The organism is Nonomuraea sp. NPDC049714 (assembly GCF_044465295.1).
Lineage (GTDB): Bacteria > Actinomycetota > Actinomycetes > Streptosporangiales > Streptosporangiaceae > Nonomuraea.
The window spans coordinates 170,889-185,533 of record NZ_JBITLM010000011.1 but is presented as its reverse complement, the minus strand read 5'-3'; the positions used below and the strand labels follow the sequence as shown (position 1 = coordinate 185,533).

Genomic DNA, 14,645 nt, shown 5'->3' with positions numbered 1-14,645 from the left:
GCTCACACCTCCGCAGCAGGGAGAATGCCGGGGTTGAGGATTCCGGCGGGGTCGAAGCTCGCCTTGATCCGGCGCATCAGCGCGATCTTCGCCGGGTCCTCAAGCTCGAGGAAGTACCCGGACCTGGTCTGTCCGATGCCGTGCTCACCGGAGATCGCGCCGCCCAGTTCCATGCCCAGCGCGAAGATCTCGGTCAGGAGCTTCTTCCGCTTGTCGGCGTCCGGGCAGAAGAGGCCGAGGTGGACGTTGCCGTCACCGGCGTGGCCGCACCCTGCCACGGCGGCGTCGCGCGAGAGCACGAGTTCCTCGGTCCGGCGCAGGAACTCCGGCATCGCAGCCCGCGGCACCACGACATCGATGATGTCGTCGACACCGATCGTCTTGGCCGTCCAGAAGGACTTCTCACGTGCCTCGACGAGCTTGCCGGCAGCGGCGCCTTCGAGCACGTACGCGTCCATCGCGCCGCGATCGAGCAGCAGGCCACCGAGCTCCATGACGTCGGCCTGCAAGCGGTCCTTGTCGCGGCTCTCCAGCGCCACCATCAGGTAGGCCGCCGCGGAATCCCGGACGGCGTCCTGAACGCCGAGGTCGAGGTTCAGATGGTCGCTGATCGCGCCAAGGGTCCGGTCGTCGATGTACTCGAGGATGTGCGGGGCGAGTCCGCTGGCGATGATCTTGATAACGCTCTTCAAGACCTCGTCCACGGTCCTGAAGGGGGCCAGCACCGTCGCTCCGTGCGGCAGTCGCGGGTAGAGCTTCACGGTGACCTCGGTGACGACGGCGAGGCTGCCCTCGGAGCCGACGATCAACTGGGTCAGGTCGTACCCGGACGAGACCTTCGCGATCTTGCCACCGGTCCGGATGATCTCGCCGGTCGGCAGCACCGCCTGCAGTCCCACGACGTTGTGCCGCGTCACCCCGTACTTGACGGCCCGCATCCCGCCCGCGTTCGTCCCGACGTTCCCGCCGACGGTCGCGCTCAACTCGCCCGGATACACGGTGTAGCCGAGTCCGGCCGCGGCAGTCCGCTCGTCCAGGTCGGCGAGGGTGATGCCCGGCTGCACCACCGCGACGTGGTTCTCGGTGTCGATCTCCAGTACGGCGTTCATGCGCTCGAAGGAGATCACCAACCCGCCCGGCCTTGGCCGGGCCGCGCCCGAAAGGCCCGTGGCCGAGCCCCGCGGGGTGACCGGAACGCCGTGCTCGCCCGCGCTCAGGAGTAAAGCCGCGACCTCCTCCGCGGTCTTCGGCCGCGCTACGAAGGCGGGCTTCTGCGGGGCGGCGGTCAGGGCTTCGTCATGCGCGTAATCCTCCGAGATCCTCTCGCCTGTGAGGAGATTCGCGTCCCCCACGATCTCCGCGAACCGCTCGGCAACGTCGCTCACCAACGACCCTTCCTCTCTGTCGCCATCGGATCTGTGGTCATCGGAGCCGGAGCGGCTCCTGGGCGCTCTGGTGGTGTCGCCTGCTGCGGGGCTCGGCCTCACTGCGTCGGCTCCTGGACGACCGGATTGGTCAGGGTGCCGATCCGCTCGATCTCGATCGTGCATTCGTCGCCCGGCTGCAACCAGACCTGCGGGTTCCGGAAGGCACCGATGCCGTTGGGGGTGCCGGTGACGATGACGTCACCCGGCGCCAATGTCATCGCCTCGGAAAGGATGGCGATCAACCGGGGCACGTCGAAGATCATGTCTTCGGTGTTGGCATCCTGCAGGACCTCGCCGTTGAGGATGGTCCGGATGCGCAGCCCGCTGCAGCCGTCGGGCAGTTCGTCGCCTGTCACCAGCTCGGGCCCGAACGCGCCGGTGGCGTCGAAGGCCTTCCCCATCGTCCATTGCTGCGACTTCATCTGGAAGTCTCGGACCGATCCGTCGTTGAAGAGGGAATAGCCGGCGATGTGGTCGAGTGCCTCGTGCTCGGCGATATGACGTCCGCCCTTCCCGATCACCACGGCGAGTTCGCACTCATAGTCGAGTAGGCCGGATGCGTTGGGTCGAACCAACGGGGCTCCATGCGCGACGAGGCCGTTCGCGAACCTGGCGAACACCGCCGGATAATCTGGAACGTCGAACCCGCTCTCCTCTGAGTGCGATCGGTAGTTCAGTCCGATGCACAAGATCTTTTCGGGCCGCGGGATCGGCGGCAGCAGGGTCACGTCCGACAGTGCGAATTCAGGTGCACCCTGGAGAAGCTCCGCCAGGTCCGTGAGACCGGATTCGCCGCCGAGGAACGACTGAAGATCGCCACCGAGCTCAGAGACCGGGAGTCCGCGATACCCTCCTGCGGACTTGATCCCGACGCCCTGCGCGTCTCCGATGGCGTAACTGATGAAGCGCACTGTCTACTCCTGGAATTCGACTGGTTGATGGCATCGGTGGGCGCAGGCTCAGGTGGCGTAGATCGCGCCGGTGATCGTGGCTGCGGCGATCGCCGTCAGGGTGATGCCGATGGCCCATCGGAGGGAGAAGCGCTGCAAGGTACCGAAGTCTGTGCGCAGGAGCGAGGCAACGAGGTAGATCGGCGCACTCAGCGGGCTCAGCGTGTGAAGGTAGATTCCGGGCAGCACGGAGTGAGCGATCACCTCAGGCGGAATGCCGTACGCCGACCCCGTCTCCGCGAGGACCGGGACCACGCCGAAGTAGAAGCTGTCGTTGGACAGAATGAACAGCAGCGGCCCCGAGATCAGAGCGGTGACGAAGGCGAAGCCGCCGCCCCAAGCCTCCGGCAGATGGGTGACGAGGGCGTCGGACATCGCCTTGACCATCCCGCTGTCATTGAGGATGCCGGAGAAAGCGCCTGCCGCGAGGATGAGCGAGATCACCATGACCACAGTCCCGGCGTGCGGCTTCAGCTTCTCGTTCTGCGTGCGCAGGTTGGGCCAGTTGACCGTGACGGCGATGGAGAACGCGATCATGGCCAGCGCCGGCAGGGGCAACAGTTCGATGCCCATGCTGACGATGAAGGCGATCGTCAGCGCGAAGTTGAACCAGACGTTCTTCGTCGGGATCGGCGTGCGAGGCTCACCGATGCTCGCTTCCCCGTCTTCTTCCACGAGGGCCGCCTGGGCCTTCCGCGCGCCGAGCTTGCTCCTTTCGCCGCGTCCCACGAAATACGCGAAGACGAGGGCGGCCGCGAGGGTGAGGACGAGCGCCGGCAACATCGGGAGAACCACGTCAGCGACATCGATCTCGAGCGAGACGGCCATCCGCGCGGCCGGGCCACCCCACGGCATCCAGTTGACAGTCGGACAGATGATGGCGAGCAGCATCGCGATGATCAGCGGATTGATCCCGACCTGACGATAGATCGGATACATCGACGTGATGACGACGAAGGCTGCCGTGGAGCCGTCTCCATCAAGGCCGATGCACATGATGAGGATGGCGGTGCCCACCACGATCCTGACGGGATCTTCGCCGACGATCGAAAGGATCTTGCGAATGAGCGGCTCGAACAGGCCGCACTCGGTCATCACGAGGAAGTAGAGGAGAGCGAAGGTCAACAGCACCGCCGTGGGCGCGGTATCGACGACTCCGGACACCATCATGTTCCCCAGGTCCGCGCCGAAACCCCCGAGCAGGCCGAACACCGTGGGGATGAGGATCAGGCCGGCGACAGCCGATATCCTCTTGGTCATCACCAGTAAGGTGAAAACGCTGATGGACCCAAAGCCCAATGCAGCCAGCATGTACGCTTCCTCTCAGCTTTGACGGAACCGCTCGGCTTCGCGACCGGTCAACCGATGCCCGAGAGAATTCCGGGAATAGTTCTATGAGCACGGTTGAGTACGAATTCCATTCGGCGAACTCCGCTCGGGCCCTACCTGCCCTGAATGTCGCCGAGTCGATGTCTTGAACGGACCTCGGTGGGCTTTCGCCTTGTCTCAGGCTAGGGCTCAGATGAGTGGCGCTCATCACGCCGACCGGGGAGGCTCCTCCCCTGATCGGGGGACTCGTATTCGGCCGCAGTGGTGATAAGTGATATGGCTCAGGTTCGGCGCTGAGGAGGAACGGCTGCTCGGTCAGGCCGTTACTCGACGACCTCCGGGGCCTGGAGCCGTTCCGCGATCGCGGTTCCGAGTTGGACGGTGGTGGCGATGCCGCCGAGGTCCGGTGTCTTCGCCGCCGACGCGTCTACGAGAACGTCCTCGATCGCGGCGACGATGGCTTCGCCGGCGGCGCGCTCCCCGAGGTGGTCGAGCATCATCGCGGCGCTCCAGATCTGACCGATCGGATTCGCGATGCCGCGACCTGCGATGTCAGGCGCCGAGCCGTGTACGGGTTCGAAGAGGCTCGGGAAGGTCCTCTCGGGGTTGATGTTGGCACTGGGCGCGATGCCGATCGTGCCGGCACAGGCCGGGCCGAGGTCGGAGAGGATGTCGCCGAACAGATTGCTGGCCACGACGACGTCGAACAGGTCGGGGTGGAGGACGAAGTTCGCCGTGAGGATGTCGATGTGGTATTTGTCTGCACGAATTTCCGGGTACTGCCTGGCCATCGCCTCGGCGCGTTCGTCCCAGTAGGGCATCGAGATCGAGATCCCGTTGCTCTTCGTCGCCCAGGTGAGATGCTTCTTTTCTCGCCGTTGTGCGAGCTCGAAGGCGTATCGAAGGACGCGATCCACGCCTACTCGCGTCATCACGGTCTCCTGGAGCACGGTCTCACGGTCGGTTCCTTCGAAGATCCGTCCTCCGATGCTGGAGTATTCGCCCTCGGTGTTCTCCCGCACGACGTAGAAGTCGACGTCCTCCGGCGTTCGATCTCGCAACGGACTGACCACCCCGTCAAGCAGGCGTACAGGTCGGAGATTGACGTATTGGTCGAACTCACGCCGGAACTTCAGCAGGCTTCCCCACAGCGAGACGTGATCCGGCACCACCTCGGGCCAGCCGACCGCGCCGAAGAAGAGCGCGTCGAATCCCATGAGAATCTCGTGCCAATCCGGCGGAAGCATCTCGCCGTACGCCTGGTAATACGCGGCGCTGGCGAAGTCGAACTGCTCGGCCTCGACGGTGAAGCCGTAGAGCTCCGCTGTCCGGCGCAGGACACGCAGGCCCTCCGGCACGACTTCGACTCCGATCCCGTCGCCCGGGATGACAGCGATGCGATAACTGTGAGACATGGATCCGTACCTTCTTCGCTAACTGGGCCACCGCCGGTTGTCCGACCGGCCGGAATCATCAACGTACGCAGGTCGTCACCTGGGACCTAGCGTCATTCGAGCAAGGTAGGCTTTCGCGGTGGGAAAGCTGCGTGGCGGAGGTCGGCTGTGCCGGAGTCTGTCGACGACCTGAGGTTCTTCACGGTCGTCGCTGCGAGTGAGACGCTGACGGCTGCTGCACGCGGACTGGGATGTTCCCTTCCTGTGGTGAGCAAGCGTCTCGCAGCGATGGAGCAGCGCCTCGGTGTGCAACTGGTTCGTCGCGGGACCCGGAAACTGGTGCTCACGTCCGAGGGAGCCGTTCTCGCGAAGGGGATCGGCCCGATCCTCACTGACGTCCAGCGGCTGGAGGAGGAGATCTCCGGCGGCTCCGGGGACCTCCGGGGGTCGTTGGTCGTGGAGTCGACTCTCGGGATCGGGCGGGCGCATGTCGGCCCGCTGCTGGGCGAGTTCGGGGCGCATCATCCACATCTCGACGTTCAGCTGACCACGACGCCCCTTCCTGTCAGTCCTCATCGACGGGAGTTCGACGTAGCGATTCACGTGGGTCCGATGCACGACTCGACACTGCGGATGAGGCGGCTCGCGGAGAATCGGCGGGTGGTGTGCGCGTCCCCGGCCTATGTGCATGAGCACGGAGAGCCCAGAACGGTGGACGAACTCGCCGGCCGCAACTGCATTCTGCTTCGCGAGAACTACGGTGACTACGCACTGTGGCGCTTCGGTCAGGGTCCGGATGAGTTCCGCGTTCGGGTCGACGGCACGTTGTCCAGCAACGACGGCGACATCGTGACCGGATGGGCACTCGAGGGCCGCGGGCTCATCATGCGCTCCACCTGGCAGGTTGCCCCCTTGCTGAAGGACGGGCGGCTCGTGCAGGTGCTGGCGGACGTGCCCACACCTGCTGCGGACGTGTACGCACTCCACGCCGACACCGATCATGTCCCCGCACGGGTGACGGCGGTCCTGGACTTCATGAGTGAGCGACTGCCTGAGCGACTGCTCGATCGGTGAAAGGTGACCTTTCGCCGGCGGGGGTTACCCCGTCGAGGTCCCGCCATTACGTTGCTACGAATGCCGCCGAAAGTGAGTGCTCGACCGATGTCCCGCATCCTCATCACCACCGACTACCTCAAGCCGGGCGATCCGGTCGACGTGTACTTGAGAGAACATGGTCATGAGACGGTGCACGCGCCGCTGCATGGGCGTCGTGATCGCGACGAGCTGGTCGGACTGCTCGACGGCGTCGACGGCGCGCTCATCGCCAACGAGCCGATGACTGCTGACGTCCTCGCCTCGGCACCGGCCTTGAAGGCCGTCGTGCGGTCGGGTGTGGGCTACGACTCCGTCGACGTTGCTGCCGCCTCGGAGCTGGGGATCCTGGTCAGCAACCTGCCGGGCATCAACGCGAACGCCGTCGCGGAATTCACGATGGGTGCGATCCTGGCGGCGTCGAGGCGTCTGGTCGAGCTGGCCGTGGGCGTCGCCGAAGGCAGGTGGCCGCGTACGGACGGACACGAGCTGCGGGGATCCACACTCGGCCTGGTCGGGTTCGGCGCAGCGGCACGCGCCGTGGTGCCGCTGGCACGCGCATTCGGGATGACCGTGCTGTGCCGCACCGCGATCGAACCGGACCACAGCTCACCAGCACCTGAAGTGGAGTTCGTCGACCTCGACACCCTGCTCTCCCGCTCGGACATCGTGTCCATCCACACCACCCTGACTCCCGCCACTCGCCACCTGATCGATGCCCGAGCACTGAGCCTGATGAAGCCGACCGCGGTGCTGGTCAACACCGCACGCGGTGCGATCGTCGACGAGAACGCCCTGGCCGCAGCCGTCCGCAGCGGGACCATCGCCGGTGCCGCCCTCGACGTGTGCGAGGTCGAGCCGCTCCCGGGGGACAGCGTGCTGCGCGGCATCGAGGGCATCACGGTGTACTCACACATGGCCGGCCAGACGGTGGAGGCGCGCGAGGCCGCTGGACGAGAGGCCGCCGTCGAGCTCGTCCACGCTCTCTCCGGCAGGCCGGCATTCCGCGTCAACGACCCCTCGGTGCACCGGTTCCGCGTGACCCTGCAGAGGTAATGGGTGATCGGCGTCGACACGTTCTGTGGCACCGTGACTCAGACCGACCTGCGGGCCGCCATCGCGGGGCGCGGTGGGCCGCTTGCCGGGCCCAAAAGGAAAGCACATCGATAGCGCAAGAAAAGCGCCTGTGCCTAACCTGAGCCTGCCATCTACTGGAAAATAGGGGTTGCCATGTGTCGGACCGTTCCCGGCTCCTGTTTATCGGCACGCCCAGTTATCGAGCGTATCTTTTACGCTCGGTCAGGTCGGCTTGCGACGTTCGCCTCGGCACGACGGCCGAGCCGGTCCGGGAACGGCGACATATCGCCGGTCGGTCGGTTCTGAATTCCGTCGTGGACACTGCCGTGCCGAGCAGAAGGCCGCGGCGGATCGAATACGTGACGGCATGTGCACAACCAACCGGACGGCGAATGCCACTGAATTCATTCCGCCCCAGCATTGAGAGCGCCGATCGGAATTCGTGGCGCCGGTGCGGCCGCGCTGCGCATCGGTGTCCCGGTGATCTACCGTAGCGCCCCCGGCTGTGGCCGATGAGGACGTGGGTCCTCGTTTTCCGCTGCCCACTCTCGGAGCATCTGGGCCTCGTTTCTGTTCATTGAGAGGGTTGTCCGCATGTCCAATCCGTTCGAGGACGTTGGCCGGGACTGTCTGGCGCTGTGCAATGACGCGGAGCAGCGTTCGCTGCGGGAGGCAATGGCCACGAACGAGGGCGTGCCGGCGTCATGATCTCCGTGCCGCGCCGGGCCGCGACGGCGATCGGGGTGACCGCGGGGCTGGTACTGCTGGCGGGCATGGTGCCCTTGTGGGTGGCGTCTGGGTCGCAGGCCGTGGATTCGCTCACTCACTTCCTGATCGCGGTTGCGGTGATTCTGGCGGTGTGCCAGGCGCTGGCTGCGCTGGCGCGCCGGTTCGGTCAGCCGCCGGTGCTGGGGGAGATGGTCGGCGGGCTGGTGCTGGGGCCGTCCATGCTCGGCGCGATATGGCCGGAGGCGGAGGCGTTCCTGTTCCCGCAGTCGGTGATCGAAGGGCTGGACAAGACGGCGCAGCTCGGCCTGGTGGTCTTCGTCTTCCTGCTGGGGTGTGAGTTACGCACGGACCGGATCGAGCGCAAGGGCATGGTGGTCGCGACGGTGGTCGGGGGCATGGCCCTGCCCTGTCTGGCGGGCATGGCGATCGTGCTGGCCAGCGGCGGGCTGTTCGCGGGCACGAGTGCGACGCCGGTGGAGACGATGATGTTCGTCGGGCTGGCCATGGCGGTGACGGCGCTGCCCGTGCTGGCGCGGATCCTCGCCGACTTGGGGCTGGAGAGGACGAGTGTCGGCGCGTTGTCGATGTCGGCGGCGGCGATCGGTGACGGGCTGGCCTGGATGACCTTGGCGTTCCTGCTGGCCGGTCAGGACGCGGGCGGTCAGGGGCTGCGGAATCTGCTCCTCGCCACCGCACTGGTGCTGGTGACGGCGTTGTGCGTGCGTCCGTTGCTGGCGACGCTGGTGCGCCGGCTGGGGTCGAGCCAGTCGTTGACGGTGGTGCTGATCTCAGGGGCGATCGGTTATGCGGTGCTGACCCATTCGATCCAGTTGCACCCGGTCGTGGGTGCCTTCCTGTTCGGGGTCGCGGTGCCGCGTGACGCGCCGGCGGTGGCACGCGTCAGCCGGCAGTTGGAGGGCTTCACGCTGACCGTGTTGCTGCCGCTGTTCTTCGCCGGGGTCGGTCTGAAGATGGCGGTGGGGCTGCTGGGCGCGGATCCGCTTGCTTGGCTGGTGCTGGTCGGACTGTCCGTGGCGGCCGTGGTGACCAAGGTGGTCGGCGCGGGCGGGGCCGTCCGGCTGGCCGGGATGCCGTCTGCGGAGGCGTGGCGGCTCGGGTTCTTGATGAACTGCCGTGGCGTGACCGAGCTGGTGGTGCTGACCATCGGCTACCAGGCCAACCTGATCAACCAGCTGGCGTACACGATTCTGGTCCTCGTCGGGGTGATCACGACGGCGGTCACCGCGCCCCTGGTGCGCTGGTCGCTGAGACGTACGCAGGACGACGACGGCGTGACGGCCGGCGGCGGGGGGACGAGAGCGGATTCTCGCGTGCTGCCGTGAGACGCCCACGTCTCGATTGCGATGGATCAAGGCTCCCGCTCGGTTCCCCGCCGCGCCGCACCGCCAGGCCACCACGCCGTACCGGACCATGCTGCTCGGCCGCGCCCAGGTCGCCGGCCCGGAGCGTGAGGAGCAGCCCGCCGCGTACGAGATTGCGCCTGATGTGGCGACCGCCGTGCTCAAGGTCGGTTCACTAGACGACTCGGGTGACCTGGCCGGTGTCGAGGGAGTAGTAGCCGCCCACGATCTTGAGTTGCTTGCGGGCGATGCGTTTGGCGAGCAGTTTGTCGGACTTCAGCTTGGACACGACGTCGGCGGTGTTGATTCTGATCATCTTGTCCACGTTCCCGTGGGCGCGCCGGTAGGCGGGGCGGAGGGCCTCGACGATGTCCTGCAGATTGCCGGGGAGCGTGGTCCCCTCGTGCAACGCGTGCGCGGCGGCCGCCACCGCTCCGCAGCGCTGATGGCCCAGCACCACGATCAAGGGGGTGTCCAGCTCGGCGGGACCGTACTCGATGGCTCCGGACACGAGCGGGTCGATCGTCTGGGCGGCGCTGCGCACACTGAGCAGATCACCGACTCCCGTGTCGAAGACGAGCTCCGGAGCCACCCGGGAGTCGATGCACGAGACGACGACAGCGTAGGGCTCCTGTTTGCGGGCGGCCTCAACCCGGCGGGCGCGGTCCTGATGGGGATGGATCGCGGTGTCGGAGACCCAGCGCCGGTTGCCCGTCCTCATCCTGGCCCAGGCCTCGTCAGGGGAGGGCAGCCGCGAGGCCGGCTCGGCGGACCCGGGGCGCGCGTACGCCGGTCCGGCGTCTAACAGCATTCCGCCTGCCACCAGACTGGCGATACTCAGAACGGTGCGACGGTCAACGATCTTCTGGTTCATGCATTCAGTATGCAGTCTTCCGCTTTCGGCCGAGAAGCGGCCCCTTGAGCCTGGCGGAACGCGACCTCCGACGGGAGACGCGGTGTCATCGGACGAGGTCACCCGCTGGGTGTGGGCGTGCGCTGGTCCGGGATCCGATCGGGGCGTTGCCTCAGGCCTCTTCGCGTGCGAAGCGCTCGCCGCGTCGACACGGCCACGGCCAGGACGACGAGACCGAGGATCGCCATCGTGACGGGCCGTCCGAGGACGTACCCGGGATTTCCGTCGGAGAAGGCCAGGGTCTGGCGCAGCGAGACTTCGAGCGTCGGCTGGAGGACCACTGCCAGCACGAAGGGGGCCATGCTGAACCCGGCCCGGCGCAGCACGAATCCGAGCAGTCCCGCGACCAGCATGACCACGACGTCGAACATCGAGTTGTTCTCGGCGTACACGCCCACGATGCACAGGCCGATCACGAACGGCATCAACGCCTGCGGCGGGATGGACAGCAGGCGGGTGAAGAGTCCGACCAGCGGAAGGTTGAGCACCAGCAGCATCAGGTTGGCGATGTACATCGCGGCGATCACGGTCCAGAACAGCTCGGGCTGGTCCTCGACGAAGGTCGGGCCGGGAACGATGCCGTTGAGCAGCAGCGCGGCGAGCACGAGTGCCATGGTGGGCGCGAACGGGATCCCGAGCGCCAGCAACGGGACGAACGCCGCGCCTGCCGCCGCGTTGTTGGCCGCCTCCGGGCCGGCCACCCCCTCGACGGCGCCCTTGCCGAAGCTGCCGGGGTTCTTGGAGATCTTCCGCTCGACGACATAGGAGGCGAACGTGGACAGCACGGCGGCGGGGCCGGGCACCAGCCCCAGCAGGAAGCCGATCACCGAGCCACGCACCGCCGCCGGAGCCGCCTGGCGGGACTCCTGCCGGCTGGGCAGGAGCTCCCTGAGCCTGGGGGCCTTGACGGGCTCCGGGCGCCAGCGCCGGCCGACCATCGTGAGCGCCTCCGCCACGCCGAAGACCCCCATGACCAGGGCGATGAAGCTGAAGCCCTCAGCCAGGGCGTCGGATCCCATGGCGAACCTCAGCTGACCGCCGGCCGGGTCGATCCCGACCGTGCCGATCGCCAGGCCGGCGCAGATCATGACGACCGCTTTCGCGGCGGAGCCGTCGGCGAGCGCCGCCAGCAGCAGCAGCCCGGCGACGCACAGCGCCAGGTACTCGGGCGGACCGAGCTTGACCGCCATCCCGCTCAGCCACGGCGCCGACATCATGAGACCGAAGATGGCGATGGTGCCCGCCAGGAATGACGAGACCGCCGCGATGGTCAGTGCGGGCCCCGCTCTGCCCCGTTTCGTCATCTCGTGGCCATCGAGCGCGGTGACCACCGACGACGCTTCACCGGGCACGTTGAGCAGGATCGAGGTCGTCGACCCGCCGTACGTCGAGCCGAAATAGATGCCGGCGAACAGGATCAGCGATCCCGTCGGGCCCAGTTGTGTGGTCATCCCGAGCAGGACCGACATCGCGCCGATCGGCCCGATGCCGGGCAGCACGCCGACCACCGTGCCGAGAACCACGCCGACCAGCGCGAGGATGACGTAGGTCGGATCGGCGAAGGTGGCGAAGCCCGCGCCGAGGTTGTCGATCGTGTCACCCACGGGGCGTCCTTCCGTTCAGAACAGGCCGAGCGTGCCGCCCGGCAGGGGGACCGACAGCCAGCGCACGAAGATCAACCAGGTGGCCGCGCCGAAGGCGAAGCCGAAGATCACGGCGTTGATCCACCGGGAGACCCCCATGATCTTGGCCATCAGGACCAAGGAGATCGCCAACGTCACGACCATCCCCACGGTGTCGCCTACCGCCGGCACCAGCAGGGCGGCGGCCAGCACGCCGGCGATCCGCCACCAGCGCACATCGCCCTCGCCCTCGCCGCCCGCGTCGCTGTCCGCGTCGCTGTCCGCGTCGTCTGCCGGTGGGGTGACGCCGCCCGGCGTCCGTCGACGGCTCTGCAGAAGAACGGTGACACTGGCGGCGACCAGCACGAGCGCGACGACGAAGGGGAAGAAGCCCGCCCCACTGTCCGCCATCGTCCCCAGGCCCTCACCGAGGGCCAGCGCGCCGTACAGCAGGCCCAGCACCAACAGCGACCCGGCGGCGATCACATCCGGCTTGGCGCTCACTCGCACGAGACCCGTTCGTCTCATTTCGGCGCGATCAGGTTCGCCGCCTCCGCGGTCTTCTTGGCCAGCCGCGCCTTGGCCGTCTCACCGTCGGCCCCGCTGACGACCAGCCCCAGCTTCCGCGCCGCCTCGGCGAACTTCGGACTCTTGACGGCCGAGCCGAACACCTCGCTCAGCTTCCGCTGGACGTCGCCGGGCAGCCCCTGCGGCGCGATCACCACGTTGTAGGCCTCCCACTCCAGAGCGACGTCCTGCTGGGCGAAGGTCTGGATCTCGGGGGCGAGCTCGATGGGCTCGGCGGAGGCGATCGCCAGCGCGCGCAGCTTGCCGGCCTTCAGCTGGGCCATCCCGCCGGCCAGTTGCATGACGCCCACCTCGACGTTGTCGCCGAGCAGGGCCGTGACGGTCGCCTGGTCGCCGTTGAACTTGACGTGCTTGAAGCGCGTGCCCGTCAGCTGCTCGAACTTCCCGGCCGGGATGGCGTAATTGAGCGGACCCTCGGCGATCGTGATGGCTCCGGGGCGGGCCTTGGCGGCTGCGACCAGATCACCGATGCTCTTGTACGGTGAATCGCCGGGAACCACGAACAGCACCGGCGACGTGGTGACCTCGCTGATCACCGAGATCGCCGCCGGGTCGTAGGAGACCTTCTCGGTGCGCGGGAGCAAGGTCAGCGGGCCGTCCGGCACGAGGCCGATCGTGTGCCCGTCCGGTTCGGCGCCGAGCGTCGCCGTGGTGCCGACCGAACCCGCGCCGCCCTCCCTGTTCACCACCTGGACGCGCCGGCCGAGCTTGCCCTCGTCGTTGACGATCTCGACCAGCGCACGGGACGTGGCGTCGATGGCGCTGCCGGCCGGATAGGGCACGATGAGCTGGACGTTCCGTGTTGGATAGCCGCCCTGGGAAGCGGGCGCACCGCATGCCGCGGTGAGGAGTACGACGGCCGCGAGGATCGTGGGCAACGCGGCACGGCCGCGCCTGCCGGCCGAAAGAACACTCATGGGGCACCTCCTGGGAGGGACAGGGGAGGATGGGTTCCCGGTCCGATGGCGGCCGTGGCGATGATCGGATCGTGCCAGCCGTCGTCGCCGAAGTCGTAGGCGTCTCGGTGGAGCCGTTTGAAGAACAGGTGCGCGCTGTGCTCCCAGGTGAAGCCGATCGCGCCGTGGAACTGCACCATCGCGGCGGACATCCGCCGGGCCAGGTCGGCGGCGCGGCTCTTGACCACCGACGTCATCAGCACCGCGTCGTCGCGCCCGGTGTCGTGGGCGTGGGCGGTGTACCACAACGCCTGGGTGATCGTCGTCCAGGCGACGTACAGCTCGGCCAGCTCGTGCTGGATCGCCTGGAAGCCGCCGATCGCCCGGCCGAACTGCCGCCGCCCGCGAAGGTGGTCAAGAGTGATCCGCATCGCCGTGCCTGCGGCGCCGACGAGGTCCGCGCTGACCAGCACGGTCAACCGCGCGACGATGTGCTCGAAGACGTCGTCGCGCGCCCAGCTCAGCGGCTCGGCGGGCACGTCGGCCAAGGTCACCCGGGCCGCACGCATGGTCCGGTCGACGGGCTCGACCGCGCGGATCGACACCCCGGGATGTCCGGCCGCCACGACGAACACGGCGGGGCCGGTCGCCGACGTGGCGGCGACCAGCACGACGTCGGCGTCCTCGACATGGCCGACGATTCCGGCGTCGCCGTTGAGCAGGCCGTCACCGGTGGCGGTGACGGCGATGCCGTCGCGGTCCCACGAGCCGCCCGGGGCGCGCAGCGCGGTCGCGCCGACGAGCTCGCCCGCGACCATCGGCGCGAGCCAGCGGCGCCGCTGCTCCGGGTCGATCGAGGTCGCTAGGACGTCGCAGGCGGCCATGGCCGTGCCGACGCCCGCCGGCGCGAGGCCGGCCCCCAGCGCCTCGGCCACCACGGCAAGGTCGAGCAGCCCGAGCCCGAGCCCGCCGTCCGACGGCGCGGCCGTCACCCCGAGCCAGTTGAGGTCCGCCGCCGCGCGCCGCAGGCCGGCGTCGAGTCCCGCCGAGGGTGTGTCGGCGTACGTCGCCACGCGCGCCAGGTCCAGGTGGCGATCGAGCCAGCGCCGTACGGCGCCGCCCATCGCCACCTGCTCCTCACTGAGCCCAAAGTCCATGTCACCGGTCCACTTTCGGGAATGGCACACAGTTCACATCGCCTGTGTGAAGTACGTCAAAGACGTGAACTCACCCCGACTCATTGCGTTACGCAATGAGTCGGTCATGG

The 14,645-nt window shown here is 67.6% G+C and carries 12 protein-coding genes; 3 read left to right on the top strand and 9 right to left on the bottom strand.

Annotated features, from left to right (window positions below):
• Positions 1–2: 2 nt before the first annotated feature.
• From ACIBQX_RS36040 to ACIBQX_RS36025, 4 genes are all read right to left on the bottom strand, one after another.
• Positions 3–1,385 carry an FAD-binding oxidoreductase gene (locus tag ACIBQX_RS36040; RefSeq protein WP_397012579.1) on the bottom strand — a complete coding sequence of 461 codons (1,383 nt, stop codon included), beginning with the start codon at positions 1,383–1,385 and terminating at the stop codon, positions 3–5.
• Positions 1,386–1,483: 98 nt separating this feature from the next.
• Positions 1,484–2,338, bottom strand: coding sequence for a fumarylacetoacetate hydrolase family protein (locus ACIBQX_RS36035; protein WP_397012577.1), 855 nt, complete (start codon positions 2,336–2,338; stop codon positions 1,484–1,486).
• Positions 2,339–2,386: 48 nt separating this feature from the next.
• On the bottom strand, positions 2,387–3,688 hold the full coding sequence (locus ACIBQX_RS36030) for a CitMHS family transporter (RefSeq protein ID WP_397012575.1): 1,302 nt from the start codon (positions 3,686–3,688) through the stop codon (positions 2,387–2,389).
• Positions 3,689–4,029: 341 nt separating this feature from the next.
• Entirely contained in the window at positions 4,030–5,121 is a 1,092-nt protein-coding gene (locus ACIBQX_RS36025; protein ID WP_397012573.1) for a tartrate dehydrogenase, read from the bottom strand.
• Positions 5,122–5,268: 147 nt separating this feature from the next.
• On the opposite strand from ACIBQX_RS36025, the gene ACIBQX_RS36020 reads away from it, so the two are divergent.
• The 3 genes from ACIBQX_RS36020 (at position 5,269) to ACIBQX_RS36010 (ending at position 9,341) form a co-directional block, all read left to right on the top strand.
• Entirely contained in the window at positions 5,269–6,174 is a 906-nt protein-coding gene (locus ACIBQX_RS36020; RefSeq protein ID WP_397012571.1) for a LysR family transcriptional regulator, read from the top strand.
• Between the two features lie 87 nt (positions 6,175–6,261).
• The gene (locus ACIBQX_RS36015) at positions 6,262–7,248 is read left to right on the top strand and encodes a phosphoglycerate dehydrogenase (protein ID WP_397012569.1); all 987 of its coding nucleotides are present in this window, start codon (positions 6,262–6,264) and stop codon (positions 7,246–7,248) included.
• Positions 7,249–7,973: 725 nt separating this feature from the next.
• Positions 7,974–9,341 (top strand): cation:proton antiporter, encoded by a 1,368-nt coding sequence (locus ACIBQX_RS36010; RefSeq protein ID WP_397012567.1) that lies wholly within the window; start codon positions 7,974–7,976, stop codon positions 9,339–9,341.
• A gap of 193 nt (positions 9,342–9,534) precedes the next feature.
• On the opposite strand, the gene ACIBQX_RS36005 is transcribed toward ACIBQX_RS36010, so the two are convergent.
• From ACIBQX_RS36005 to ACIBQX_RS35985, 5 genes are all read right to left on the bottom strand, one after another.
• Positions 9,535–10,233 carry a carbonic anhydrase gene (locus ACIBQX_RS36005; RefSeq protein ID WP_397012565.1) on the bottom strand — a complete coding sequence of 233 codons (699 nt, stop codon included), beginning with the start codon at positions 10,231–10,233 and terminating at the stop codon, positions 9,535–9,537.
• Between the two features lie 98 nt (positions 10,234–10,331).
• Positions 10,332–11,876 carry a tripartite tricarboxylate transporter permease gene (locus ACIBQX_RS36000; RefSeq protein ID WP_397012563.1) on the bottom strand — a complete coding sequence of 515 codons (1,545 nt, stop codon included), beginning with the start codon at positions 11,874–11,876 and terminating at the stop codon, positions 10,332–10,334.
• 15 nt (positions 11,877–11,891) lie between these two features.
• Entirely contained in the window at positions 11,892–12,422 is a 531-nt protein-coding gene (locus ACIBQX_RS35995; RefSeq protein ID WP_397012561.1) for a tripartite tricarboxylate transporter TctB family protein, read from the bottom strand.
• Positions 12,419–13,399, bottom strand: coding sequence for a tripartite tricarboxylate transporter substrate binding protein (locus ACIBQX_RS35990; RefSeq protein WP_397012559.1), 981 nt, complete (start codon positions 13,397–13,399; stop codon positions 12,419–12,421). Before ACIBQX_RS35990 ends, ACIBQX_RS35995 begins: the two co-directional genes overlap by 4 nt.
• Positions 13,396–14,535, bottom strand: coding sequence for an acyl-CoA dehydrogenase family protein (locus ACIBQX_RS35985; protein ID WP_397012557.1), 1,140 nt, complete (start codon positions 14,533–14,535; stop codon positions 13,396–13,398). The genes ACIBQX_RS35990 and ACIBQX_RS35985 overlap by 4 nt, the downstream gene beginning before the upstream one ends.
• Between the last annotated feature and the right edge of the window lie 110 nt (positions 14,536–14,645).

What these genes read in the sequence shown, in the direction of transcription:
- ACIBQX_RS36025 (WP_397012573.1), bottom strand. Translation starts at nt 5,121, where the DNA reads ATGTCTCACAGTTATCGCATCGCTGTCATCCCGGGCGACGGGATCGGA.
- ACIBQX_RS36010 (WP_397012567.1), top strand. Translation starts at nt 7,974, where the DNA reads ATGATCTCCGTGCCGCGCCGGGCCGCGACGGCGATCGGGGTGACCGCG.
- ACIBQX_RS35985 (WP_397012557.1), bottom strand. Translation starts at nt 14,535, where the DNA reads ATGGACTTTGGGCTCAGTGAGGAGCAGGTGGCGATGGGCGGCGCCGTA.
- ACIBQX_RS36015 (WP_397012569.1), top strand. Translation starts at nt 6,262, where the DNA reads ATGTCCCGCATCCTCATCACCACCGACTACCTCAAGCCGGGCGATCCG.
- ACIBQX_RS35990 (WP_397012559.1), bottom strand. Translation starts at nt 13,399, where the DNA reads ATGAGTGTTCTTTCGGCCGGCAGGCGCGGCCGTGCCGCGTTGCCCACG.
- ACIBQX_RS36005 (WP_397012565.1), bottom strand. Translation starts at nt 10,233, where the DNA reads ATGAACCAGAAGATCGTTGACCGTCGCACCGTTCTGAGTATCGCCAGT.
- ACIBQX_RS36030 (WP_397012575.1), bottom strand. Translation starts at nt 3,688, where the DNA reads ATGCTGGCTGCATTGGGCTTTGGGTCCATCAGCGTTTTCACCTTACTG.
- ACIBQX_RS35995 (WP_397012561.1), bottom strand. Translation starts at nt 12,422, where the DNA reads ATGAGACGAACGGGTCTCGTGCGAGTGAGCGCCAAGCCGGATGTGATC.